Genomic DNA, 25,362 nt, shown 5'->3' with positions numbered 1-25,362 from the left:
ATTATGTGCTATTATTTTGGCCTTTAACCCCTGCTAAAAATATTCTTTTAAGCGTTTCGCTTTCCATTTTATAGAGAATGATTAAAAATACTAAAAGCAAAGCACTGCCAATTATCAAATTTCTGTTAAAAACATAAAAAGAAAGGATGGCTAACAGGATGGACAATCCCAGATAAAAAGTTATTTTCCTAAAGTTATAAGGAATAGGGTAATATTTTCTGCCAAAAAAATAAGAGATGAGCATCATGCTTCCATAAGCCGCCAGAGTAGCATATGCAGAAGCATAATATCCCCATTCGGGAATAAAGAAATAGTTTATTCCGATTGTAATTAACGCCCCTACTATAGAAATATAGGCCCCGAACCTCGTCCTGTCAGTAACTTTGTACCAAACTGAAAGGTTGTGGTAAATTCCGAGGCAAAAGCTCGCTAAAACTATCACCGGCACTATTGGCATAGCCTCCCAATATGCCTCGTCTCTAATAAAAATGACTTTTAAGACATCTGCAAATACTACAACTGCCAATAAAATAACGCTTCCCAATACAACAAAATAATTGGTAATCTGGGCATAAGCACGTTGCGGATATTTCGAAGAGGAGTGACTAAAGAAAAAAGGTTCTATCCCAAGGCGAAAGGCAGTGGCAAAAAGTGTCATGAAAAGTGCCAGTTTGTAACATGCAGAATACTTACCCATTTCACTTTTAGCAATATCTTGTGGCAATAATTCGGCAAGTAATATTCTATCAAAGACTTCATTTATTGTAAAAGCTATTCCAGCAATCATTACCGGCAGACCATACTTTATCATCTTAAGCCATAAAGCCTTGTCAAAAGAATAGGTTCTTTTTAGATACAAACCGCCCATCATTATAAGAGTAAGGCCACTGGCGATCAAATTTGATATGAAAATATAGGATATTTCAAAATCTGCAATATATATGGCGTTTAACAAACTTTCCGGATTCGCGTCTGCAAGGCCGGGCAGTAAAAGCAGGAAAAATATATTCAACCCTAAATTTACAGCAACATTCACCGTTTTAACCATGGCGTAGCGTATGGGCCTTTCATTTGCACGCAACCACGCAAAAGGAATAATTGCAAGTGCATCTAAGGCAAGAATAAAAATTACATACTTAATATAACGGTGTTCAATATTTAACAATTCAGTCAGTTGATATTGAAACAGCAGTGCAAAGAGCGTAAACAAGACGGTGCTAACCGCTAAAGAAATTAATGAGGTCGTAACTACTTTGTTTTTGTCATCTTCCCCGTTGAAGAACCTGAAAAAACCAGTTTCCATGCCATAAGCCAGAATTACGTTAAAGATTGCAAACCAGGAAAAAATCAATGTAACCTCTCCATATGATCCCGGTGGCATAACCTTTGTGTAAATAGGGACCAAAATAAAGGACAGCATACGGGGTAAAACAGTAGCTAAACCATAAATGAATGTTTGCTTAAAAAGTTTTTTAAATAAACTCAAAGGCTAAAGATTTGGGCTTAAAATTAGGTATTTAAACCCATGGAACAAAGTCTGTTATTTTATGTTCACTTGTATATTAGCGAAGGTTTTGTCTTTATCCCTGTGATTTTGAAATAGGTTATTTTGCTTTCTTGAGGATCTGCAGTGATATTTTTATAACTAATTACCGCTTCATCCTTTTTCAATTCAAATGGAAAATCTTTATTTTTTTTACTTATGGATCCCGGAGGTTGATTTCCTACTTCCATTTTAGGATCTGCATGCATTATAATATCTGGTTTTTTATCCTCATCAGAATCCCTGTGATTGCAGATAATGCGAAGGTTTTCTCCTTGTTCTTCCAGTTCCGCTTTCAATACATGCCCCCTGAAAAAGACTTCGACAAATTCAATTTCATTACCAGCCTCCAGATCAACAGGGAATTGTAAAATAAAACCTGTACCGCTTTCTTCCCTGCCTCCTGCATATTGTTGATATGATGGATTATATATGCTGAAAGGTGGTGCTGTTGTAAATTTCTTTTGGGAGGAGCATCCGAAAAGACTAAAAATAGTAACTATTAGTATTGATGCATTTTTCATAATTCTCTTCTATTTATGCTTTCGTAAAGATATAAAACCAAATTCGGTGCCAAACAAGTCAGCTACGCCAAAATGAAATTTTTACAAAATAAAAAATCCCGCCTAAAGCGGGACTTTGTTGCAATACCTGTCTTCTGGTATAATTTAATTATTTAAAGCCTCAGCTCCACCAACTATTTCAAGAATTTCATTGGTAATCGCTGCCTGGCGAGCCTGATTATATGTTAGTTTTAGCTGATCTCTCAATTCAGTGGCATTATCAGTAGCCTTATGCATAGCAGTCATCCTGGCACCATGCTCACTTGCAAATGAGTCCCTTATTGCCTTAAATAATTGCGTTTTTAACGACTTAGGAATAAGTTGTTCAACAATTGCTGCTTTTTCGGGTTCAAATATATAGTCGGCAGTTGTATTTGAACTCTGCTCCATAGGCACAATTGGCAGAAATTGTTCTGTAGTTACTATTTGCGTAGCTGCATTTTTGAATTTATTATATACCAATTCAATTTTGTCATAGGAACCATCAGTATATAATTGCATTAATTCTTCCGCTATATCTGCTGCATTATTAAAACTCAGTGCATCATAGATTTGGCTGTGGTCAGAAATAACATTATGTTTTTTCCCAATAAGGTCCTGTGCTTTCTTTCCTATTGATATAAAATCTACTTGCTTTCCATCGTAATGGTCTTTCTGCATTGAAAGGCAGTGCTTAATTATATTGGAATTAAATGCCCCGCATAGTCCCCTATTAGAAGTAATGGCTACAATCAGGACGTTTTTGACTTCCCGGTTGTCTGTATATTTACTCCCTGTTTCACCATCTATACTTCCACTGAAATTTTGCAACAATTCTGAAAGTTTATTGGCATAAGGACGCATTGCAGTAATAGCATCCTGGGCTTTTTTTAGCTTGGCAGCAGATACCATTTTCATGGCACTTGTAATCTGCATGGTAGAGGATACCGATACTATTCTATTTCGTATTTCCTTTAAATTTGCCATTTTTTAAATTGTGAATTCAGGGATTAGCCTTGATATTTCCCAGCAAGATCTTGACATACAGAAGTTAAGGTATCCATGACCTCTTCCGTTAATTTCCCTGCTTTCAAGGTGTCTAGTACGTCTCTGTGCTTAGCATTTAAAAATTCCAAAAAGTCCTTTTCAAATTCCTTTACCTTATCTACCGGGACATCTCTTAATAAATTTTTAGATCCTGCATAAATAATAGCTATCTGATCTTCAACTGTAAATGGGTCTGCCTGCGCCTGCTTTAAAATTTCCACATTGCGCCTACCCTTTTCAATTACATTCAAAGTAGCAGCATCCAGGTCAGATCCAAATTTAGAAAATGCCTCTAATTCCCGGAATTGCGCCTGATCTAGTTTTAACGTTCCCGCTACTTTCTTCATTGACTTAATCTGAGCATTACCTCCAACACGAGACACTGATATCCCCACATTAATCGCCGGGCGTACACCCTGATTAAATAAATCCTGTTCAAGAAATATTTGCCCGTCCGTAATGGAAATAACGTTGGTAGGGATATAAGCAGATACATCACCTGCCTGGGTTTCAATAATTGGTAAGGCAGTTAATGATCCGCCACCCTTAACCATAGGTTTTAAAACGTCTGGTAAATCATTCATGTTCTGTGCAATAGAATCATCATCTATGACTTTGGCTGCGCGCTCCAATAACCTTGAATGCAAATAGAAAACATCCCCCGGATAAGCTTCACGTCCAGGAGGTCTTCTTAATAAAAGTGATACTTCACGATATGCCACCGCCTGTTTAGAAAGATCATCATAAATAATTAATGCCGGACGACCTGTATCTCTAAAATATTCGCCGATAGCTGCACCTGCAAAAGGTGCATAAACCTGCATTGGTGCAGGTTCAGAAGCATTTGCTGCAACAATTGTTGTATAAGCTAACGCGCCCTTATCTTCCAATGTTTTTGCAATTGCAGCAACCGTAGAGGCTTTTTGCCCAATGGCTACATATATGCAATAGACAGGTTCTCCTGCATCATAAAACTCTTTCTGGTTTATAATAGTATCTATACAAACTGTTGTTTTACCTGTCTGACGGTCACCAATAACCAATTCGCGCTGACCTCTTCCTACAGGTATCATAGCGTCTACAGCTTTAACACCAGTCTGCAATGGTTCATATACCGGTTGACGGAAAATTACTCCAGGAGCCTTACGCTCTAAGGGCATTTCATACAGGTCTCCGGAAATGGCTCCCTTTCCATCTATTGGATTACCAAGTGTGTCTACAACCCGTCCCATAATTCCTTCACCTACCATAATTGAAGCAATACGTTGCGTGCGTTTTACAGTAGCACCTTCTTTAATTTCCCTTGATGGTGCAAGCAATACAACTCCAACATTATCTTCTTCAAGATTCAGAACAATACCTTCCAAACCACCTTCAAATTCAACTAGTTCACCATATTCAGCATTAGAAAGGCCATAAACCCTGGCTATCCCATCACCTACTTGTAATACGGTTCCTATCTCATCTAATGAAGCTTTAGCTTCAAATCCAGATAATTGTTTTTTTAAGATTGCAGATACTTCTGCGGCTTTTACTCCTGCCATTTTTTTCAGATCTAAGATGATTAAAAGGAAATCACTCCTTTTACATTCGTAATTTCTATTTAAATACTATTTGTAAATTCTCTTTTTATACTATTCAATTTATTGGAAATACTGGCATTGTATTGCAAATCCCCAATTCTTAATATAAAACCACCTATTATGCTTTCATCAATTTGATTTTCCAAAGTGACTTTATTCGTAGTTATTTTCTCAATTTGAGAAAGTATCTTCTTCTCCAAAGCTGGGGTTAAAGGAACTGCTGTAGTAACCATGGCCAGCTTTTCTCCTTTTAAATCCTCATTGAGTGCTATATATTTCGCAGCCACATCAGTTAACAGGTCGATCCTTTTTTTAGAGACAAGTAATGCAAAGAGTTCCTTGGTGATCTTGTTGAAATTCTTAAAAACTGCTAGCAAGACCTGCTTCTTTGATGAACCTTCAAGAATAGGGCTTACAATCATTTCCTTTAATTCATCGCTATCAGAAATAGTTTGAACAATTGACCGCATATCACTTTCAATAGCATCAGTAGCTTTTTGCTCTATTGCAAGATTTAAAGTCGCTTTAGCGTAACGTAAGGCTGCTCTTGATTCGTTCATTTATCTAATTCAGTTTAATATCACCCAGCATGTCATCTACCAATTTCAACTGCTTTTCTTTATTGGACAGCTGCTCTTTGATTACTTTTTCAGCAATCTCAACAGAGAGTTCAGCTACCTGATTCTTTATGTCTGCTACGGCTGCCTTTTTCTCACTTTCAATAGTGGCTTTCGCTTGCTTTATTAATTTATCGCCTTCAGCCTGAGCTAGCTCCTTAGCATCCGTGACAATTTTCTCCTTTATTTCCCTTGCTTCTTTTAAAAGACTTTCGCGTTCTGCCCGGGCTTCCTTTAATAATTTCTCATTATCTGCAGTTACATTCTGCATTTCCTTTTTGGCTTCTTCAGCAGCAGCCAATGCATCTTTAATTCCTTCTTCACGGTCATTTATTGCATTCAGGATAGGCTTCCATGCATATTTCCACAATAAAAAAACCAATGCCAAAAACAATAAGGTTTGCCAAAAGAATATAAACCAATGGTAGTAACCAACCGTTACTACCATTGGTTATTTTTCTAGTTTTCTGCAGTTGCAAAAAGTGCAGCAAAACCAATACCTTCAATAAGCGCCGCTACAATAAGCATCGCTGTTTGAATTTTTCCGTAAGCTTCAGGTTGACGTGCAATCGCTTCCATAGCCTGGCCACCGATTCTACCGATACCCACTCCTACACCGATTACAATTAATCCTGCTCCTACAATTCTTGGAATTGTCATAGTATATATAATTAAAAATTAAACATTCAAATTAATGTGCTTCTGCATGCTCGTGCTCCTCAGAAGCAAAACCAAAATACAATGCGGACAGCATTGTAAAAATATAAGCCTGTAATACGGCTACCAATATTTCTATTAAAGAAATGGCAAATGCAAGTCCAAATGATAAAGAACTTCCAATCCAATTTTTAAATAAGAACATTAGTCCAATTAAACTCATAATCACAATATGTCCTGCCTGCATATTGGCATACAGACGGATCAACAATGAAAATGGTTTTATAAATATTCCTAATACTTCAATAGGAATTAAAATTACATAAAGGGGAATTTTTGCATACCATGGCATTGAGCTCCCTAATGGATCAAATAAATGCTTCCAATAGGTTTTGGTTCCGGTAAAGTTGGTAATCAAAAAAGTCAGAATTGCCAGTGCTGTTGTTATTGCAATATTACCTGTTACATTGACCCCTAGTGGTGTTAATCCAAACATATTCAGAAACCATATAAAAAAGAAAATGGTAAGCAGAAAAGGCATATATTTCTGATGCTTTTTTTCTCCTATTGTAGCGATTGCAATATCGTCTCTTATGTATATTATTATCGGTTCAAAAAATCGTCCAACTCCTTTTGCAATTCCTCCATTCCTAGAATAGGATTTTGCTAAGCCTCTGAATAAGAGGAACATTAAAAACCCCGTGATTAGTATCATCATTACACTTTTGGTAATGGAAAAATCCAAAGGTTTTATATTGGTTGCATGGTGGTCAGGATCATAATTAATGGTTCCGGACGCATCGGTTTTATAGATTTTACCGTGGTATAATTTGTAATGATTATTGCCTGAGGCAACCACCTCTTCACCGTGATGAAATTTGGAAGAGGAAAAAACCACTAAACCATTATCCCAAAGAATAACAGGTAATGGAAATCCTACATGATGCGTAACCTCATCATCGTCTGTATAAGAAAACAGTGAAAAGTCATGAGAATCCTTTAAGTGGTGTTGGATGTATTCGTCTATTTCTGTTTTTAGGTCGGTTTTGGTTTCATCGCTGTTCATCTCCGACTCATTCGCGAAAATTGTTACACTGAAGAAAATTGTGAAAACCAGTAAGAAATTTACCAAAAGAGGATTTCGCATATCACTTATAAAAATGGGTCTCTAAAAATCCGTGCAAATGTAAGCTATTCTCTTAAAAAGAAAAAAGCATTTAGAGTTTTATTTTCCCCTGAAAATCAGTGATGCCGATTCTATTGCTAATCCATTTCCCGCAATAGTTTTATTAGTGCGAAGGTCTCTACGAGCAGACAGGTAAAATACGGTACAAAAAATATAAAAAATTCGACTTTGGTGAGTTTGCCATCCAACATAAAAATTGGATCAAAAATCAGGAAGTAGATTACGAATTTTAAAGTACTTCCGAACATAAATAAAAACCCAAGATTCTTGTTTTTCTTTTCCGAAAAATAGAGTAGAACGGAGTATATTCCTAAAGCCATTGCCAAGTTTATAACATAACCAAGGAGTACTAATGTAAAATCGAAATCCAGGTTGCGAGCGAATAAAAACCCAGTGTGAAGCAGGCCAATAATCAAAATTGCACCAAGCAATTGGCTCGTGAAGATGATAATTTTTTTATTCAAATCAGGAGTTTAATTTTTTGGTTTGCTGTATTACCAAATACATGGAAATGGCTACAGCAAATAAAGTAAGAATTATGGTATAGGTGTTCTTATCGTTCAGATATTTCATATCGAGCCATTGACCTAATCTGGCTCCTAAGTATATAATCACCCCCATTTGAACAGCTATTCCGGTAAGACTTAGCCAGTATTTAGCTTGTTTTTTCCCTTTGGACATTTTTATTGAGATTTCTGCGCTAATATAAAAATACCAAAATTGGAATTGACCTAATTATTAGGTTCTTACGATTATGGGCAATTACTGAATTCCAAAAGTTAGAATGGGTTCTGTTTAAACCCAATACATTCAGGCTGGAACTAATTCAGATAATTAAATAACGATGCGATCAGGAAACTTTAGCCGGTTCACTTTTACTTCCAGACCCACTGGCAACCCCAGACTTATAACTACCTGAACCAGTATTCGTGGAGCTAGTTTCTGTTGACGTCTTAATTGGTTGATTTGAGCTTATCCCCGCTTTACCTTTCATTGTACATGACGCATTAAATGTTGCACCAGGTTCAACAGCCAGTTTAGCAACCGTTACAGTACCTTCGATAACGGCAGATGCTTTTAACGCTAATAAATTTGATACTTGAAGCTCTCCGTTAAAACTTCCTTCAATATCGGCATTAACACATTCTACTTTGCCATGAATATAGCCATCTTTGCCAATTACTACCTTTCCGGAAGTTTTTACATTTCCATCCAGTTTACCGTCTATCCTAAAATCAGCTTCGGATATTATATCGCCTTTAATTTTGGTGTTCTTTTCAATTCTGTTGGGTTGTCCGCCTATTTCGTTCATAGTTCTAGGTTTTTTGTTATCAGAAAACATTTTGTTTATGGTTTTGGGGTTAACACTTGATTTAAATATTCTTTTAAGTTTTTATGTACTTGAATGATTTTATAGTTGGAAGATAAAATTACGAAATTCTCTTTAGCAATTCTGTAATCCTTGTTTTTATTTAGTAGTTCTACATATCCCAAAGCATAGTCCTTAGATCTGAATCCATGAACAACAATAAATTCCGTCTCCAGATTATAAATATCCTTTGAAACCAGGTTGTTATACTTTAAATCTGTAATGGATTTCTCCAACAATGTTTTTAGTTCCAATGCCTTATCATCATGCTGTCTTTTAAATGGAAATATAACCTTCCAGTTGGCCGTTCCCTTTGAATCAATTTCCATGGAGAAATCCTTAGGTTCCAGTTTGGGCAATTGTTCGGCAATTATTTGTTGGGCCTTTTTGCCTTCCGGGTTATTGGGGTAGTTTAAGGCTACGTAATTGAGTGCTTCCTTGAAGTCATTATATCCCTGCAACCTTCCTATTGCATTAGCCTTTAACATCTCAAATTTTGGTACGATAGGGTCGCCGGTATACAAATTTATATTGGCTTCGGCGCCGGTTATAACTTTTAAATATTCCTGATTTTCATATAGTTTATAGAGTTGAGCATACTTGGCGTCAGGGCTATCTGCTGAGCCTGTTAAAACTGCTTGTGGATTTACCAAAATTTCGGCATACCTTGAATCGGGATAGCTCTGGATAATATTTTGCTTCATATTAACGGCGAGCGGACTACCGGAATCCTCGTATATTTTGTACAAATTATACATTGATGGAAGTATCAGGCGTTCCTCCGGATCTGATTCCAATACTTTCTCCAATTTTCCTGCAGCCAAAAGATTCTCATTAAATTTCTCTTTATAAATTAGTCCAAGCTGGTAGTTTGCAAAATTTCTTTCAGTCTTAAGACTGTCAATAATTGAAACATCTGTTGGTATCTGATCCAAATAATATTCTACTGAATATTTCTGCTCTTCTGTTATTTCTCCCTCTGAACCATTAGCCCCATCAGCAATAAGAGCAGCTCCGGCACCTTCTACTAACCTGGATGTGTTTTTATTACTCCAACGCCAGTCATCCTCCAATACCCTTTCTCCCCATCTGGTTTTAAAGTCGTTTTTACCATATCCAAGGCTTGTGATATTGTAAAAGTAAAATTTGCCTTTGTTTTGTTTTCCTCCCTTAGTCTCTGCAAAAGCAGCAAAGCCGGCATTAGCGCGATTTTCCTTTTTTTGTGCTTCTTCTTCCTCGGCTAACTTCAATTGGGCAATATAATCTTCAAAAAATGCCAGTTGTTCAATTTTTGGAAGGTTAAATAGCGTTATTACACTATCTGCATATTGAACAACATTTTCGTATTTAATAACATCTTCCAGATTATCTAATTTCTTTTTAATAGTTCTGAATTTCTTGGTATTCTCTGGCAAGTTTGTTAACACGCTGTCATAATAACTCCCGGCTGTTTTATATTCATTCTCATCAAAATTATATTCTGCCAGATTTTCATAGTTGACAGCATTCAACTGGGGTGAATTTTGTGTTGCTCTCAAAGAATAATTATAATATACAATTCCCAGACTGTCTGACCCTGTAGCCATATAATATTCCGCCTTCTGATTGTATATCTTATCCAAAAATGGCCTGTTCTCTCTATTCTCTTCGAGATCAACCAGTTCTTCCAGCATCTCTTCCTTATTTTCCTCCGTTATTTCAGTATTTTGAATTTGATGTAAATGAGCATTTATCATGTACACCCTTGGAGATTTTCTGTTTAACTCAATGATTTTTCCAAATGCATAATTTGCACTATCTCTATACCCCAACTCATTAAACAATTGGCCAATGATAAAATAATACCTGCCTTTCTCAGGAAACTTTTTTGTATAAGCCGAAGCTATCTTTAGTTGTTGAATAGCTGTGTCGGGCGCTTTAAGATTTATATATGCCTGTGCCATCATTGCATGAGTGTCTGCGTACTCCTGATCACTAAGTTGTTCGTATTTCAAAAGGCGCTTTAAATTTTTTAGTGCCAGCTCCTCGTTATTCAACCTAATATTAGTTTTTTCTCTCCAGATGGTAGCTTCGTTTAACTTATCACTTTGGGTATATTTCCTTAAAACATAATTAAATGCTTCAATAGCCGGTATATAGCGCTGGTCAAAGTATCTCGCTTTGCCCAAAAGGATAAAGGCTTCATCTGTCTGAGGATTGCGCTCTTCATCTTTTATGTCCATACTGTGCTTTTGAATAGCCTTGGTTGCTTTTTCCTCAGCGATAACAAAATTTGGATTGTTGTTTTCAGAATCGAGTTTTATTTCATCCTTAACCTGTAACCTCTCAACTGGTAATACTTCCCAATAATTATCCAGATATGACATATTGAGTGCCTCTCTCCCTTCCTCAAATGCAATATTACCATTGTACAATACATTGTACTTGGTATTTACCGCATGCCAATTGCGATTTACAAAAGTGTCTTTCTTGGTAGAACAAGCGTTAAAAAGTATGCCCCCAAGAACACCAGCCAGAATAAATTTTATACGTAGCTTCAAAATTGTTGGTATTCTTATGTAAACTTAACTGCAAAACACTAAGATTATTATCTCATAGCACTTGAAAATGGGGGATAAATGCAGATCCGGGTCTAAAATTTTGCACAACACTAATATTTGTGCAAAAATTAACTCTGATAGAAAAGAAAAAATTAATGAATTATGTTAGGATAATATCAGGTGCTAAAAAATAACTCAAGTTCTTTCAAGGTTTCGGTTGAAGTCTGAATATCCTTTACAATTTCACCATTATTCAATACCACAATCCGTTCGCATACTTCCGTTACATGAATAAGATCATGACTTGAAACTAGCACAGTTACTTCCCTGTCTTCTCCCAGTTCTTTTATAATTGATTTGAGCCTTATTTGAGTGGTAGGATCTAAATTGGCAAAAGGTTCGTCAAGAATAATAACCTGTGGTTCTCCTATAAATGATGCTACTATCCCTACTTTTTTTTGATTCCCTTTTGATAAATCTCGTAAATACTTCTTTTGTCCTAAAATCTCCCCATGAAAAAAATCTTCAAAGCCGACCAAAAGCTCATTGACGTCTGTTTTAGATTTTCCTCTTAATTCGCCAATAAAATAGAAATACTCTTCAGGCGTAAGATATCCAATCAAAAAAGTTTCATCTATAAACGCGGAAGTAAATGGTTTCCATGCTTCACTTATATTTACCTGTATATCATTATTGATTACCTTACCCGTTGTTGGTTGAATCAGGTCTAACAGCAAACTGAAAAAAGTAGTTTTCCCTGCACCGTTATTACCAACCAGACCAAAGCTCTGGCCTTTGGGTATATCAAGGCTTTCAATATTTAATACGGTCTGATCTCCGTAAACTTTGGTGAGATTTTGTGAGTGAATCATTTCAAATTTAATTTATCAGGCTTTCTGTTTATAAGCCAAAAGAGTTTTATATTTTTCTTTCTTATATATGTTTTCAATCTTTCTGAATACCAAATTTTTAAAAGCAAAGCCCAATATACCGGTAAGGGCAACAAAAATGTATCCGGCCGTTGGATTAATAAGGTAATGGCCTAACCCATAAATTGCGATAGGTAATAACAATTTTGGCAATGTCAGAAGAAGTGTTTTCACATTGAACGCCTGCTTATCCCCGAAAGCTTTCTTGTTAGAAGTTAAATCGATCGGCGTTTTAATATAGGCCCCTCCCCATAATACCAGATAAGAATTGACCCCAATATTATAAATTGCCCCGACGATTACCGCCAAATAAGCATCCAAGCCAAAATACAGATAGAATACAGATAGGATTGTACTAATTATTGTCGCTATTATTATCAGATACCATTTAGAAGAAAGATATTCCCTGTATTGTATATTCTGACTCATCATAAGAGGATAATAAGAACTATCCCAGCTTGGTACAAACTGACCGAAACTAAATAAGAAACCTCCGGAAACGAAGATGCCTGCGAAAATTTTCCAAACAGGGTTGTCATAAGCTTCAATACTATTAGTAAAAAACAATAGCCCATAGAAAAGGAAAATAAAACTCATTATTACCGTAGTTTTAGATCGTTTATTCCTCCTTATTAGCTTGATGTCGTTTTTAAGAAACGTTCCTAAGTTTCCAAACCGATTTAACCAGGTATAATCTTCAGTTTTGGCAATATCATGTTTTGTAGCTAAACCGGCATCCAGATACATATTCTTTTTAAAATAGTTAAAAGCTCCCAAATAAAGCCCGATTAAGGCCCCCCAGGAAATTAAAGAAGTCCAGGGTATATCGTAAAAGAAATTAAAAATGGGAGAAGTGTATAGTGTAATGTCGAACCATTCATAATACTGGCAAACAGCCAATATTGATAAAATCGCGACTAAGGGATAAAAAACACTGTCTTTATTATTCATCATGATGTTGATGAAATTATTACAATAAAATAAGGCCATGATTCCTAAATGCCAGCCAACGACTCCTGCAGGATTGTATCCTTCAATGATAAGAACTATGGAAAATGGCAAAAAGAAAAAAGCATGAGTCCAATTAAAGAAAGAAAATACAGTCTTCCCAAGGGAATAGGAAACTACCTGACTTTTCTTAAATGGCAAATAAAGTAACGGTTTGATGTTCAAAATTGGCATTTTTTGAAGCATATAACGGATATAGACATCCATTACCAGATAATAAATGATGTATTTATTGACAAACTTCAATGGATCTCCCAGCCCATTTTTCTCAATAATAAAATAAGACCCAACCCCTAATGCCAGAAATACGACAATAAAATACAGCGCCCCAAAAATCATCAGGATCTTAAAAGCCAGGTTTGTTTTAAAAGAAGCTGCCCTGAAAAATGACTTCCATTGCAGCTTAAAAAAGTGTTTGAACATCAAGGCTGGTATTTTTCGTCCAGAAAGTTAGTCCCTCAAATTTATCTTTTGTTACAAAGAGAAGTTAATTTCTCATAATTAATCCAAAGCAATCCTTAATTTTGCACAAATTTTTTACTATGAGTGATTTTTATTCCCTTACAATAGACAAAATATCCCGATTAACCCCAAACTCAGTTGCTTTGAGTTTCGCTATTCCCAAAGAACTGGAAAACATATTTGTCTTTGAGGCCGGTCAGTATATAACAATTAAACACAAAATAAATGGAGAGGAAGTCAGGCGGGCCTATTCCATTTCCTCAAGTCCGGAAGACAAACATATTACAATAGGTATCAAAAAAGTGCCGGAAGGCCGCTTTTCAGTGTATGCGAATACTTCACTCAACGAAGGAGACCAATTATTGGTAATGCCGCCAGAAGGGCGGTTTATTTATAAAAACTCTCCAGAACAGGAAAATATATGTGCTTTTGCAGCCGGTAGTGGCATTACACCTATTATGAGCATAGCCAGAACTGTTTTGAAAAGCCACCCACAAAATACATTTGTATTGGTCTTTGGAAATCAAAATAAATCTGAAGCGATGTTCCTAGATGAAATTTTAGAGCTCAAAAGTGACTATAAAGACCGGTTTACAGTTCAGTTTGTTTATAGTAGAGCCAGGGAAGACGATTCATTGTTTGGAAGAATTGATGCTTCTGTGATAAATTTTGTTCTTAAAAATAAATTTAAAGAAAGAAGATTTAAAACATTCTACTTATGTGGGCCTGAGGACATGATAAATCTTACACGAGACACATTAAAAGTAAATGGAATAGCTGAGGATGTTATTTATTTTGAACTTTTTACTACAACGGAAAATGATACTGCCGAAACTATATCACCTGAAGGTAAAACAACAGTAGAAGTGTTGTTAGACGATGAAGAATACTCCTTTAGTATGGATAAGAGTTCTACGATCTTAGATGCTGTCCTTGATGAAGATCTCGATGCCCCGTATTCTTGTCAGGGAGGGGTTTGCAGTACATGCATTGCAAGAATTACTGAAGGTAAAGCGAAAATGGATAAAAACCAGATTCTTACTGATAGCGAAATTGCAGAAGGACTTGTCCTCACTTGTCAGGCTCATCCGTTAACGGCAACGATAAAAGTAGACTATGACGATGTATAATAGTTGTAGTTGATTGCATTTTTTAGTTTAAAATTATATTGGATAACCCAGTATTTTAGAAACTAAGTGGTTTGTAGGTATTGTTTATATACAATAGTTGCTCTAAAAAAATGCATTTAATCCGGAAGATTGGGCAAAAAAACCATTATAACAATTTATATCCGAAATTTTTACCGCACCGTTTTAAACTAAGCAGTTTGTTTGGTTCATTTTGGGTTACCGGGTAATTTAAAACAATCTTCGTGAGTTACTTTACCCATAAAAACACCTAATTAGGCATTAACTGCTTAAAAATCCATGTAGGAAATCAATAAAACATAATTAATGATCCTGCTTTTTTAATTTTTTAGGCAAATCTAAGGTCCATAAACCTTAAAAAAGTCAATAAAATACCATTCGTCGATGTTTTTTTCCGACCAAGTGGTCGGTAAAAAATCAGGTTGGATATGCCGTTTATCGGGAATTCATCACTTTAACGAATTTTTAAAGTCGTACATCCTTTAATATTCACCTTCCTGGGGTTTCAAGGGTTCTTTGTTTATAGACCCGATGGTCTGTTTAACCCTAAAACCCAAATCTAATGGATAAGAATTTAAAACGCATGGCTACCATGCACCGGATGCAAGTTACTGGATTAGAATTGTTCTATAAGAATGGCTATTATAATACCAGTATAGATGATATTTTAAAATCACTTTCTCTTTCAAAGGGAGCTTTTTACTATCATTTTCAGTCAAAAGAAGATTTTTTTGTAAGTATTGTTCAAAACTTAATTGTTCGTAAAGTATACAGTATGCTTATTGAACCAATAGAGGGCAAGGAAAACCCCTTTCGTGTGATTGAAAAATGTTTTGAAGATGCTTTGGAAACAGCTGAACATAATGAAATGGACTATGGTTTTATCCTTAGCAACTTTATTTCAGAGTTCAACAGGAGAAATACTGTCATCTCTAATTATTTAATGGATATTTATAAGGTGTGGGAGGTAAATTTAGTCTCAATCCTTCAAAAAGGAAAGTCCGATGGCTATGTAGACAGGCACGTAGACAGTGAAGGAGTTGCTACATATTTAATTAGCTCATACATGGGAGTAAGAACCCTAATGGTACAAGGTAACTGTAGAAACTTACGTTATAAGTACATGCAACAATTAAGGCATTATTTCAGTTCTTTAGCCACAAAAGAAATTGCATAAACTAAATTACTTTATCTCTACAAGCGAAGTTATTTTGGATAGAACAGTTTCCGGTAAAATGGTAGACATCACATTTTCATAGCCCCTGGGAGTTTTATTTCCATAGATTGAAGTTGGAATAAAAGGAAACTTGTTCCTGTCTGAGAGAAGACTGTTATCAGAAGCCTGATTGAATGGTGAAAATCCTGCATAAGGATGCGTAACACCCCATAGGGTAATAGTAGGTATGTTGAACATTGCTGCCAAATGGCCATTGCCACTATCCATTGAAAGCATAAGATCCAGGTTGGATATTAGTGCCAATTGGTCTTCGAAGGACAAGATGTCAATAGTATTTATACAGTTTTTGTATAGATCAGACCATTGTTCTGCCTGTTTCTTTTGATGATCCCCGCCACCAAAAAGAATTATTTTATACTTATTGGTATTATTTAGGGAAATAATAACTTTCTCCATAAGGTCTAGGGGGTACATTTTCCCCGTGTAAGTGGCGAATGGGGCTATTCCTATCCATTTTAGGTTATCAGGCCTGATTAGCTGTTGTACTTTTTCCGGCAATACTCTTTTTGACAACACTCGAGCATTTTGAAGCTGTACAGGGAATCCCAGTTGATTAAAAACATCGGCATAACGCTGAAAAGTAGTTTTTAAAGGCTTGAAAACCTTGTTTTTTGTGGCAGTCAGCGCTTTTTTCTCTGTTCTACCTTTATCAATCTGTATAAATGGAACATTATTTATTACAAAAAACCTCCTTAAAACAGAACTTCTCAAGACATTGTGAAGATCGGCTACAGCATCAATGCCCATTGTTTTCAATTCTTTAAATAATTTCCACAATCCAAAGATACCCTTGTGTTTACCATTAACATCTGCTTCGTAAACATGAACATTTGCCAAGTAGTTAAACATTGGGCCATAAATGGCTCTTGTAAGAACAGTAATCTGCAGATTGGGGTGTTGTGTTGTAAGTGCACTCAAAACAGGAACTGTCATAGCCACATCGCCCATGGCAGACAAACGAATAACTAAAAGGTGTTTGATTTTATTTTTGCCCACGCAAAACCGGATTTAACTCCTCATCATTGTACATCTTCATTTGCTTGTATGTCTTCATAAAAATAGCTCCTTGTTCAATATCGGTAAGTAACTGATCTATTGCAGAAGATAAGTCCTCTTTTTGCTCAAGAAGCACCTTTAATTTTACACCACATTTCTTAATGTGTTCGGGCGACGCATCCTTGCGTGCAGTTTCTTCATGCATATGATAGATTTTTAATGCCAAAATGGAAAGGCGATCAATGGCCCAAGCCGGAGTCTCGGTATTTATCCTGGCATTTGGAAGTGTTTGTACCGCTTGGTATTTATTTAGAAAATAGCTATCAATATATTCTACTAAATCTGTTCTATCCTGATTGCTGGCGTCTATTTTTCGCTTTAACTCTAAAGCCTTTTCCGGATCTATCTCAGGATCTCTTATAATATCTTCATAATGCCATTGAACAGTATCAATCCAATTTTTTCTATACAAAAGATGATTAATACTATCTTTTGGATATGGATTATTGAATGGTTGATTAACATCATCTTTTATATGATACTTAACAATACTTTCTTCAAATATCCCAAAAGCTAAATTGCTGAACATAGTGGCTTAATTTTAATGTAAATATACCCTTTATTTCACAATCATTTCTGTAATCAAAATTAGAAATGGGGCAATTAAAGATACCATTAAAACGATTTCTTTGAGTGTTGTTCTTTTAATCAATTCCACGTATTTAGCCAGAAATATTGCTCCCGGACAGAAGGTAATTAAGACAGGATAAATATCATCAGAGGTTTTTAAAAAGGTAATGGTAAAACCAAGGACAAGTGAAATAGCAATAAGACGCATGGTAATTATTTTGCCCATGCCTAATTTACTCATTTTAATAAATACCAGCGTAGCACCAATAAATGTTATTATGCCATAAACTGCAAGTTTTGTACTATCCATCCAGTATCCCACAACATCAAACTTCAGGGACAATTGGTAATGGCTGCTTAAAAAAGCAAGATTATCCGTAATAAGTAAAAAACAGTATAGAATTATGCCTATGGTAAAAATCCCTGCCAAAGGAACCAACCAATTTTTTATATTCTTGGGTTCATAGAAATATATAGCAATCCCAACCAAAATGAGGTATAATATGGCCCAATCGTAAAAAAGGCTTGCAATCAGAGTCCATATTGTAGCATCAAATACTTTGAGTTTAATATTCTTTAAAGATTTTAAACTAATAAGTCTCCTTAATGCCAGTAAAAGGAAGAAATTGCAAAAAACGGCATTATCATCCAGCAAGACTTCAGGAAAAATAACAATTAACAGGGTAAAATAGAGTATGGCAAATGAATTTGTGGCTGTAATCTGATTTCGTTTTACAATAAAATCAACTGCAAAAACACTAAATAATAAAATCCCCAGGACCACAAATTTAACTACCAGCTTTTCCGGCTCATAGTAGTTATCATTGAGTACAAAATTGACAAACCAATAGAATACAAATAAAAAACCTTGAAGAATTATAAAGTTTATTGGTTTTGTTTTTCCAAAAATGCCTGAAATCATCCCGGGTTTTTATATTTTTGCAATGTAAATATAACCAAGATGAGAGCATTTTTTGAGGGCATAGAGGATTTATTCGTGAACGGACTGTTCTGGCCTTATGATTTTTTTCGATTTATGTCTAACTGGTGGACCTCCAATATTGTAAACTGGCTCTTTGTAATTCTGGGAACCATAGCCATGGTTTACTGGCTAATGCAACTTAAAAAGTTTGATGATAGTGGAGAGGAAGATAAGGACATTACTGCACATTCCTACTTATAAATATACTTTTTCCTGTTTTTAGTAAAGTCTTATCAAGAGGGTAACCTTTATCCCTGTAGTCTAAAGATCAAAGCCAAGATCTTTCCTATAGTACATGTTATCAAAGTTTATTTTTTTAATGTTCTGATACGATTTGCTAAGTCCCTCCCTGAAATCACTTCCAAAGGAAGTAATAGCCATAACGCGGCCACCGTTAGTCAGGATTTTTCCATCTTTTAATTGTGTGCCTGCGTGATAAACAATAGAATCTTCCACATCCTCAATCCCATTTATTTCTATACCCTTTTTATAGGCTTGTGGATAACCCCCGGAGACAAGCATAACCGTGGTTGCAGTTCTTTCATCAATTTCCAGTTCAATTGAATTTAGTTCGCCTTTAGCCACTGCATCAAATAGTTCAATAAGATCGTTTTTAACTCTCGGAATTACTACCTCGGTTTCCGGGTCCCCTAATCGCACATTGTATTCTATAACAAATGGATCATCCCCCACTTTTATCAACCCAATAAAAATAAAACCTTTATAAGGCAGTTGGTCTTTGTGTAATCCTTCTATAGTAGGTTTTATTATACGTTCATGGACTTTGTCTAAGAATTCCTCGGTAACGAAAGGAACTGGTGATATTGCACCCATACCTCCTGTATTCAATCCTGTATCGCCTTCTCCAATACGCTTATAATCCTTTGCCATGGGTAATACCTTATAATCCTTGCCATCTGTGAGGACAAAACAACTAAGTTCTATTCCAGATAAAAACTCTTCAATTACAACAACTGAGCTGGCATTGCCAAACTTGGCATTTAAAAGCATGTCGCGTAGCTCTTTCTTAGCTTCATCCAGAGATTCAAGTATTAAAACCCCTTTACCTGCGGCAAGTCCATCGGCCTTTAGCACGTAAGGCGGCTTTATTGTGTCTAGAAATTGAAGTCCTTCTTCAATTTCATCTGAGGTAAAACTCTTATATGAAGCAGTAGGTATCTTATGCCTTATCATGAACTGCTTTGCAAATTCCTTACTCCCTTCCAGAGTAGCTGCCTTCTTTGCGGGCCCAATCACTGAAACATCCTTTAATTCAGGATCCTGAAGAAAGAAATCATGAATTCCGTTAACCAAAGGATCTTCAGGTCCAACAACAACCATATTTATGCCTTCCTTTTTCACAATTCGTTTAATTGCTTCAAAATCATTCACATCTATGGGAATATTTTGGGCAATGCCCTCTGTACCTGCATTCCCGGGAGCAACAAACAATTTATCTAGTTTGGAAGTCTGATTAATCTTCCAGGCAAGGGTATGCTCCCGGCCGCCTGAGCCTAATATAAGTATATTCATGGGTTACTGGTGTGGGTAAAATATTGATGTGCTAAATAATTGGTCATGGTATTTATGAAAATTCGCGATGTTCCTTAACTTTTAATTCTTCGGGAGATAAAGAACGAAAGTACTCATAGACTTTTTTCAGTCCTACAGATCGCTCTACTTTTGGCTCCCAGTTTAAAATTTCTTTGGCTCTGGTAATATCCGGTTGCCGTTGCATGGGATCATCTTTAGGCAGGGGTTTATGGATTATTTTTTGAGTTGACCCGGTAAGTTTGATTATTTCTTCGGCAAATTCGTTTATAGTGGTTTCATGCGGATTTCCAATATTTATAGGGTCTGTATAATTACTCATAAGTAACCTATATATGCCTTCAACCTGATCATCTATATAACAGAATGAACGGGTTTGATTTCCATCTCCAAAAACCGTAAGATCTTCACCCCTGAGTGCCTGTCCCATGAATGCCGGAACAACCCGCCCGTCGTTTAGTCGCATTCTTGATCCGTAGGTATTAAAAATACGAACAATCCGTGTGTCAACACCATGAAAACGATGGTATGCCATAGTAATTGACTCCATAAATCTTTTGGCCTCATCATAGACACCTCTTGGGCCAACCGGACTTACGTTGCCGTAATAATCCTCATTTTGAGGATGAACCAATGGATCACCATAAACTTCAGAAGTAGAAGCGACAAGGATAGTTGCATCCTTTTCTTTAGCTAATCCAAGAAGATTTAGAGTGCCTAATGACCCAACTTTTAAAGTTTCAATAGGAATTTTCAGGTAGTCTATCGGGCTGGCGGGGGAAGCAAAATGCAAGATATAATCAAGCTTACCAGGAACATGAACAAAGGTCGTTACATCATGATGGTAAAATTCAAATTGTTGCAATGGGAATAAGTGCTCAATATTTTTTAAATCTCCTGTAATAAGGTTGTCCATTGCAATTACATGGAAACCTTCTTTGATAAAACGATCACATAAATGAGATCCCAAAAAGCCCGCAGCACCTGTAATTAATACCTTTTTCATTTTTTTTGTTTTTTGAACAATCTATTCCAGATTAATAGGCCTTCTCGTCTCCTGAAAAACCTAAAAGTATAGTTTGAATGATAATTTTAATGTCGAGAAAAAATGACCAGTTTTCAACGTAGAAAATATCGAATTTAATTCTGTTCTGAATATCACTATCTTTTTCTATTTCACCTCTGTAGCCCCGTACTTGTGCTAATCCGGTAATTCCCGGTTTAACAAAGTGGCGTAACATGTATTTATCCACTCTACTTGCATATTCGTCAGTATGTTTTATCATATGCGGTCGGGGCCCTACCACGGACATGTTTCCAAAAAGTACATTGTAAAACTGAGGTAATTCATCAATGCTGGTTCTCCTCAGAAACTTTCCAATTTGTGTAACGCGCATGTCATTCTTCCCTGCTTGTTGCAAATCAGATGATGGATTTAAGGTCATGGATCTGAATTTAAAGCATGTAAATTCCTTATTGTCAAATCCAGTTCTTTTTTGAACAAAAAATACAGGGCCTTTAGATTCGAGGCTTATTATTAAAGCTAATATTGGAGCAATCCAAATTAGCAGTCCAAAAACTACAATAAAAGAAAATACAATGTCAAACGTTCTTTTTAATAGTGCATTAATTGGATTATGAAGTGGTATATCCCGTAAAGAAAGAATTGGAAGGTAATCGTAATATTCAAACTTTAATTTTTTAGAAAATATCTTTTTATTATCCGGTAAAAATTTAAGTGTTTTTAAGTTATTATCAGCAAAATCAATAAATTCTGCAAGTTCGTCATTTCTTAGCTCTGAAACCGAACAGTAGATTTCATCTACATTTTGTTCCACTATATATAGAAAACAAGCGCGTATATCAAAATCGCTTTTTCTGGGACAAAATTGCCTTACAAATTCATATCCATATTCCGTTCTTTGGTTAAAAACATTTATAAGCTGTTCTGTTTTTTTATTTTTACCAATAACTACTACATTCCTTGTATTTCCTTTTATTTTTTGTCGATACTTCAATAAGAGGAAATAACTGATAAACTTTATAGTAGATATTGCGAGAAATACAAAGATTGCATATTTGGCCAAGGCCAATCTACTCATATTGGGTTGTTTGAAAAACCCGATAAAAGCGTATAATATTAGAAAGTAAAAGAAGAATTGTCTAAAAAGTAAGATTAAAATTTGAGTTGCCTTGGTATATCTGTATATGACATAAAATTTGGTCATAAGCGCGATTATTATCCAAGCAAGTGAAATGTAGCTGTGAAAAAGGACAACTTCAACTAAATTAATTGGTAAAAAAAACGCAAAGAGGTTAATAACCAACAAATCAATCAAATAAGATATAGGGGCTATAATGCCAGAGTACTTACCCTTTCTAAGGAACATATTTCCTGTCTAGTTAAACTATTTAAAATTATTAAAAATAAAACCTTTCCTTAAAGACTAATAAAAGAAACTTTAAATTTCCAATCAAATATCTTTTCCACATTCGCTTGGGCTCTTGTAAAAACCTGTAAAACCATTCAAGTCCAGCTTTTTGCATCCATAATGGTGCTCTTTTCACTTTCCCGGCTACCACATCAAAACTACCCCCAACACCCATAACAAAATTTACCTTTTCTAAGATAGTTTTATTTTCAAAAAGGAAATTTTCCTTTGTAGGTGAACTAATTGCCACAAATAGCATATTTGCTTCACTTTTTGCAATTTCCTGTGCAATCAATAGTTCTTCTTCTTTTTTAAAATACCCATTTCTATAGCCGGCAATGAGGTTAGGTGAATATTCTCCTGAATAAATATCGACAACTTTTTTAACAACTTCTTCTCTGGCGCCAAAGAAAAATATTTTATAGTTTCTTTTGTGTGCCAATTGCACCAAATTCCTCATAAGGTCTATCCCTGCGACTCTTTCTTTTAACGGTTTTCCCAATACCTTTGAAGCCCACACTACTGCCTGCCCATCTGCATTTATCAAATCGCTCTCGTTGACACTTTGTCGTAGTTGTAAATCTTCTTGCATCATCACTATTTTACCCGCATTAACCACCACATGATGAATCTGTTTGTTTGATTGAATCGATTTTTCAATTACTTTAAGCGATTCTTTCATGCTTAAATTATGAATATTCGTGTTAAGTATCTTTATCCTCTGCATTTAGTTATAATCTCTTCCCCGTTTTACTTTGAATAATAAGGTTGTACATAAGGAGGCTGTTAAAAAAAGTGTAGAAAGTTATACCCTTATGGACATCCAGTATAGATTCGGTTAAACCTACTCCAAAAAGGACACCTATAAAAGCTAATAACAAAACATTCTTTTTTATTGTTGACATATAGGCAGGCCAAATAAAAATTGAAATTAAACATAGACCCCCCCCAACAAAACCATTTCTGGCTAAATTGCTTAATATTTGATTATGAGGATTGTATTTATATTTATAACCCATTGTAAAATTCATCCTTTTATATTCAAGAACCAATTCATCAGTCAAATCCCCAGTACCAGTTCCAAATACAGGGTTTTTCTTAATTATATTGGCAGAAGCTTCTAACTTTCCAAAACGAGATGAAATACTTTCGTAATTATTTTGGTCAAAACCAATTTTACTAATCTCCACAAGCTGTTTAAATTTCTGTTTCAAGCCGGGTGCATAGAATAATGTTGACAGTGTTATCGCTACAGTGGCAAGTACCAAAAACAGTCTTTTTGTTCTTGATTGAATTAAAAATGCTATCGAAATTATCAAGGAAACAAAAGACAATAAAAATACAATTCTGGAAGCTGTTATAATTGCGCAAATAATAAAGAAAATTGCAATAGCTGCATTACGTTTTGTCTGGTGTTTCCTGAAAGCCAAAACACTAATCCAAAAGGCAAACAAATTAAACATCCCAAGGTAGGTAGAATGATAGATTTCATGTTGAATTATCATATAAAACCGCTCTCCAAAATTAAAATAATAAACAAACAAATAGGCCAGGTACAAATCAATAATTACAACAAGAATAACATAAGCTTTTAGTACAAACGATTTCTGGACCAGATTCCCCACACCAATAAATATAATTGGGAAGGCAATAAAACTCAAGTTTCTTGTAACGAAGCTAAAACCCGAATCCAAATTTTGGGTATTAAGTAGCCCTAACAAATATATCAGTAGTGGAGCAATCATGATTAAAAGAAAAGACTTGTGTTGAACAAGTCCTTGTCGTTCATAAAAAAAATTTCCCAAGGCTAAAACCAACAGACCTATTATAGCCATACTACTATAATTTAACTTTACGGGTAGAATCGTAAATGCCAAAAATAGGACTATAAAAACATTTGTTAATACTTTAAGTAATTCTCTTATACTCATAAATCCAGATCATTAAAAAGGCCAGGTTAAAAGGAAAATTCACAATGGCATTGCCAAAGAACAATGGGATAATTATTAGAATTATTAAATTAAAGTTTTTGTTCGTTAAATAATAAACCCGCATTATTAATGCTATAAATAAGGTTAGTCCTAAAATCCCATATTCAACGCAAATTTTCAAAAAATCATTATGTGGATCTTTATACATAAACTCGTAAGGCATATTTCCTTTTGTTAATGAATCAACCCCTAAACCAAAGAAAATTTTATAAAAAGGTTCCGCTAAAAATGATAACATAATTTCTAACCAGTAAACAATTCTCCAAATAAATGATCCATAACCGCCAGCTTTAAAAGATTCGGCACGTTCTAATAAAAAGTCCCAATTCAAATAATTAATAGTATCTATTTGACTTGATATTTTCTCTGAAGAATTTAAAATTATAATAGTCAATCCAATAAAAACAAATAATAAAATAAACTTTTTTGCAGAAGAAATCTTTTTTGACTTGATCAAACTAAATGCCCATAAACCAAGTAGAACCAGCATTGCCCCAGAAGATTTTGTGAGGATTAAGGAAACAAACAACAAGGCAAGAAACAAATACTTCCACCAGGAAGTAAAAGACTTATAGAATATTAAAAAATAAATACACATTACCAGGACATAGGCCAAATGATTTGCATGGCTGAATATGTTTTGATATCTCCCCAATTCCAGAAATTGATAAACTGCTATGGGAAGAGACAGGCCAAAGTATACAATTAGCACTTTAAAGCTATTTGAAATATCGCTCCTATCGAAATGGGATAGTATAATTGCAAACATTAAATAGCTTACATAGCGCCCAATACCCTTCATTGAATAGACTTCAAAAGAAAGGTATAATACAGAATGCAAAAGAAAAAAAGCAATTACCATGGCAACCAAACCAAAATAAAGTTTGATTACACCATTTAGTTCCATTTTAG

General features: G+C 35.2%; 26 protein-coding genes. 3 read left to right on the top strand and 23 right to left on the bottom strand.

The window, feature by feature from the left end:
* Position 1: 1 nt before the first annotated feature.
* From Q0X89_RS01010 to Q0X89_RS00945, 14 genes are all read right to left on the bottom strand, one after another.
* The gene (locus tag Q0X89_RS01010; RefSeq protein ID WP_297690747.1) at positions 2-1,486 is read right to left on the bottom strand and encodes an oligosaccharide flippase family protein; all 1,485 of its coding nucleotides are present in this window, start codon (positions 1,484-1,486) and stop codon (positions 2-4) included.
* A 65-nt stretch (positions 1,487-1,551) separates the two neighbouring features.
* On the bottom strand, positions 1,552-2,067 hold the full coding sequence (locus Q0X89_RS01005; RefSeq protein ID WP_297690746.1) for a hypothetical protein: 516 nt from the start codon (positions 2,065-2,067) through the stop codon (positions 1,552-1,554).
* 144 nt (positions 2,068-2,211) lie between these two features.
* Complete coding sequence (gene atpG, locus Q0X89_RS01000) at positions 2,212-3,072, bottom strand: ATP synthase F1 subunit gamma (RefSeq protein ID WP_297690745.1); 861 nt, start codon at positions 3,070-3,072, stop codon at positions 2,212-2,214.
* Between the two features lie 23 nt (positions 3,073-3,095).
* The gene (gene atpA / locus Q0X89_RS00995; protein ID WP_297690744.1) at positions 3,096-4,676 is read right to left on the bottom strand and encodes a F0F1 ATP synthase subunit alpha; all 1,581 of its coding nucleotides are present in this window, start codon (positions 4,674-4,676) and stop codon (positions 3,096-3,098) included.
* Positions 4,677-4,735: 59 nt separating this feature from the next.
* Entirely contained in the window at positions 4,736-5,275 is a 540-nt protein-coding gene (atpH, locus tag Q0X89_RS00990; protein WP_297690743.1) for an ATP synthase F1 subunit delta, read from the bottom strand.
* 4 nt (positions 5,276-5,279) lie between these two features.
* Complete coding sequence (locus Q0X89_RS00985) at positions 5,280-5,780, bottom strand: F0F1 ATP synthase subunit B (protein ID WP_297690742.1); 501 nt, start codon at positions 5,778-5,780, stop codon at positions 5,280-5,282.
* A gap of 11 nt (positions 5,781-5,791) precedes the next feature.
* Entirely contained in the window at positions 5,792-5,992 is a 201-nt protein-coding gene (gene atpE, locus Q0X89_RS00980; RefSeq protein ID WP_019670925.1) for an ATP synthase F0 subunit C, read from the bottom strand.
* 31 nt (positions 5,993-6,023) lie between these two features.
* Positions 6,024-7,136: a F0F1 ATP synthase subunit A gene (gene atpB / locus Q0X89_RS00975; protein ID WP_297690741.1), complete on the bottom strand. Its 1,113-nt coding sequence runs from the start codon at positions 7,134-7,136 to the stop codon at positions 6,024-6,026.
* A gap of 116 nt (positions 7,137-7,252) precedes the next feature.
* A complete protein-coding gene (locus Q0X89_RS00970; RefSeq protein WP_297690740.1) occupies positions 7,253-7,639 on the bottom strand; it encodes a hypothetical protein in 387 nt (128 codons plus the stop codon).
* A 1-nt stretch (position 7,640) separates the two neighbouring features.
* Positions 7,641-7,856: an AtpZ/AtpI family protein gene (locus Q0X89_RS00965; protein WP_297690739.1), complete on the bottom strand. Its 216-nt coding sequence runs from the start codon at positions 7,854-7,856 to the stop codon at positions 7,641-7,643.
* Between the two features lie 169 nt (positions 7,857-8,025).
* Positions 8,026-8,517 carry a polymer-forming cytoskeletal protein gene (locus Q0X89_RS00960; protein ID WP_297690738.1) on the bottom strand — a complete coding sequence of 164 codons (492 nt, stop codon included), beginning with the start codon at positions 8,515-8,517 and terminating at the stop codon, positions 8,026-8,028.
* Positions 8,518-8,522: 5 nt separating this feature from the next.
* Entirely contained in the window at positions 8,523-11,084 is a 2,562-nt protein-coding gene (locus Q0X89_RS00955; RefSeq protein WP_297690737.1) for a hypothetical protein, read from the bottom strand.
* Positions 11,085-11,260: 176 nt separating this feature from the next.
* Entirely contained in the window at positions 11,261-11,956 is a 696-nt protein-coding gene (locus Q0X89_RS00950) for an ABC transporter ATP-binding protein (RefSeq protein ID WP_297690736.1), read from the bottom strand.
* Between the two features lie 15 nt (positions 11,957-11,971).
* Positions 11,972-13,444: a DUF5687 family protein gene (locus tag Q0X89_RS00945; protein ID WP_297690735.1), complete on the bottom strand. Its 1,473-nt coding sequence runs from the start codon at positions 13,442-13,444 to the stop codon at positions 11,972-11,974.
* A gap of 119 nt (positions 13,445-13,563) precedes the next feature.
* On the opposite strand from Q0X89_RS00945, the gene Q0X89_RS00940 reads away from it, so the two are divergent.
* Together Q0X89_RS00940 and Q0X89_RS00935 are read left to right on the top strand one after the other, a co-directional pair.
* The gene (locus tag Q0X89_RS00940; RefSeq protein ID WP_297690734.1) at positions 13,564-14,613 is read left to right on the top strand and encodes a ferredoxin--NADP reductase; all 1,050 of its coding nucleotides are present in this window, start codon (positions 13,564-13,566) and stop codon (positions 14,611-14,613) included.
* A 580-nt stretch (positions 14,614-15,193) separates the two neighbouring features.
* On the top strand, positions 15,194-15,808 hold the full coding sequence (locus tag Q0X89_RS00935) for a TetR/AcrR family transcriptional regulator (protein ID WP_297690733.1): 615 nt from the start codon (positions 15,194-15,196) through the stop codon (positions 15,806-15,808).
* Between the two features lie 6 nt (positions 15,809-15,814).
* Here the strand turns inward: Q0X89_RS00935 and Q0X89_RS00930 are convergent, their stop codons facing one another.
* Genes Q0X89_RS00930 through Q0X89_RS00920 form a run of 3 tightly spaced genes read right to left on the bottom strand, consistent with a single transcriptional unit; the run spans position 15,815 to position 18,416 of the window.
* Complete coding sequence (locus tag Q0X89_RS00930; RefSeq protein WP_297690732.1) at positions 15,815-16,864, bottom strand: glycosyltransferase family 9 protein; 1,050 nt, start codon at positions 16,862-16,864, stop codon at positions 15,815-15,817.
* On the bottom strand, positions 16,851-17,453 hold the full coding sequence (locus tag Q0X89_RS00925) for a DUF4254 domain-containing protein (protein ID WP_297690731.1): 603 nt from the start codon (positions 17,451-17,453) through the stop codon (positions 16,851-16,853). Before Q0X89_RS00925 ends, Q0X89_RS00930 begins: the two co-directional genes overlap by 14 nt.
* A gap of 30 nt (positions 17,454-17,483) precedes the next feature.
* A complete protein-coding gene (locus Q0X89_RS00920; protein WP_297690730.1) occupies positions 17,484-18,416 on the bottom strand; it encodes a hypothetical protein in 933 nt (310 codons plus the stop codon).
* Between the two features lie 39 nt (positions 18,417-18,455).
* Here Q0X89_RS00920 and Q0X89_RS00915 point away from each other — a divergent pair, with 39 nt between their 5' ends.
* Entirely contained in the window at positions 18,456-18,677 is a 222-nt protein-coding gene (locus Q0X89_RS00915; protein WP_297690729.1) for a uracil phosphoribosyltransferase, read from the top strand.
* Between the two features lie 60 nt (positions 18,678-18,737).
* On the opposite strand, the gene purD is transcribed toward Q0X89_RS00915, so the two are convergent.
* The 6 genes from purD to Q0X89_RS00885 all read right to left on the bottom strand — a co-directional run.
* Positions 18,738-20,009, bottom strand: coding sequence for a phosphoribosylamine--glycine ligase (gene purD / locus Q0X89_RS00910; RefSeq protein WP_297690728.1), 1,272 nt, complete (start codon positions 20,007-20,009; stop codon positions 18,738-18,740).
* Positions 20,010-20,061: 52 nt separating this feature from the next.
* Entirely contained in the window at positions 20,062-21,033 is a 972-nt protein-coding gene (locus tag Q0X89_RS00905) for a UDP-glucuronic acid decarboxylase family protein (RefSeq protein ID WP_297690727.1), read from the bottom strand.
* Positions 21,034-21,064: 31 nt separating this feature from the next.
* Complete coding sequence (locus tag Q0X89_RS00900) at positions 21,065-22,417, bottom strand: exopolysaccharide biosynthesis polyprenyl glycosylphosphotransferase (RefSeq protein WP_297690726.1); 1,353 nt, start codon at positions 22,415-22,417, stop codon at positions 21,065-21,067.
* Positions 22,418-22,448: 31 nt separating this feature from the next.
* Positions 22,449-23,141 (bottom strand): WecB/TagA/CpsF family glycosyltransferase, encoded by a 693-nt coding sequence (locus tag Q0X89_RS00895; RefSeq protein WP_297690725.1) that lies wholly within the window; start codon positions 23,139-23,141, stop codon positions 22,449-22,451.
* A 49-nt stretch (positions 23,142-23,190) separates the two neighbouring features.
* Entirely contained in the window at positions 23,191-24,294 is a 1,104-nt protein-coding gene (locus tag Q0X89_RS00890) for an O-antigen ligase (protein ID WP_297690724.1), read from the bottom strand.
* A 73-nt stretch (positions 24,295-24,367) separates the two neighbouring features.
* Positions 24,368-25,362: O-antigen ligase (locus tag Q0X89_RS00885; protein WP_297690723.1), on the bottom strand; the 995-nt coding region annotated here is incomplete at its 5' end.

Source organism: uncultured Eudoraea sp. (genome assembly GCF_947258525.1).
Lineage (GTDB): Bacteria > Bacteroidota > Bacteroidia > Flavobacteriales > Flavobacteriaceae > Eudoraea.
This window is presented reverse-complemented; position numbering and strand designations above follow the sequence as displayed.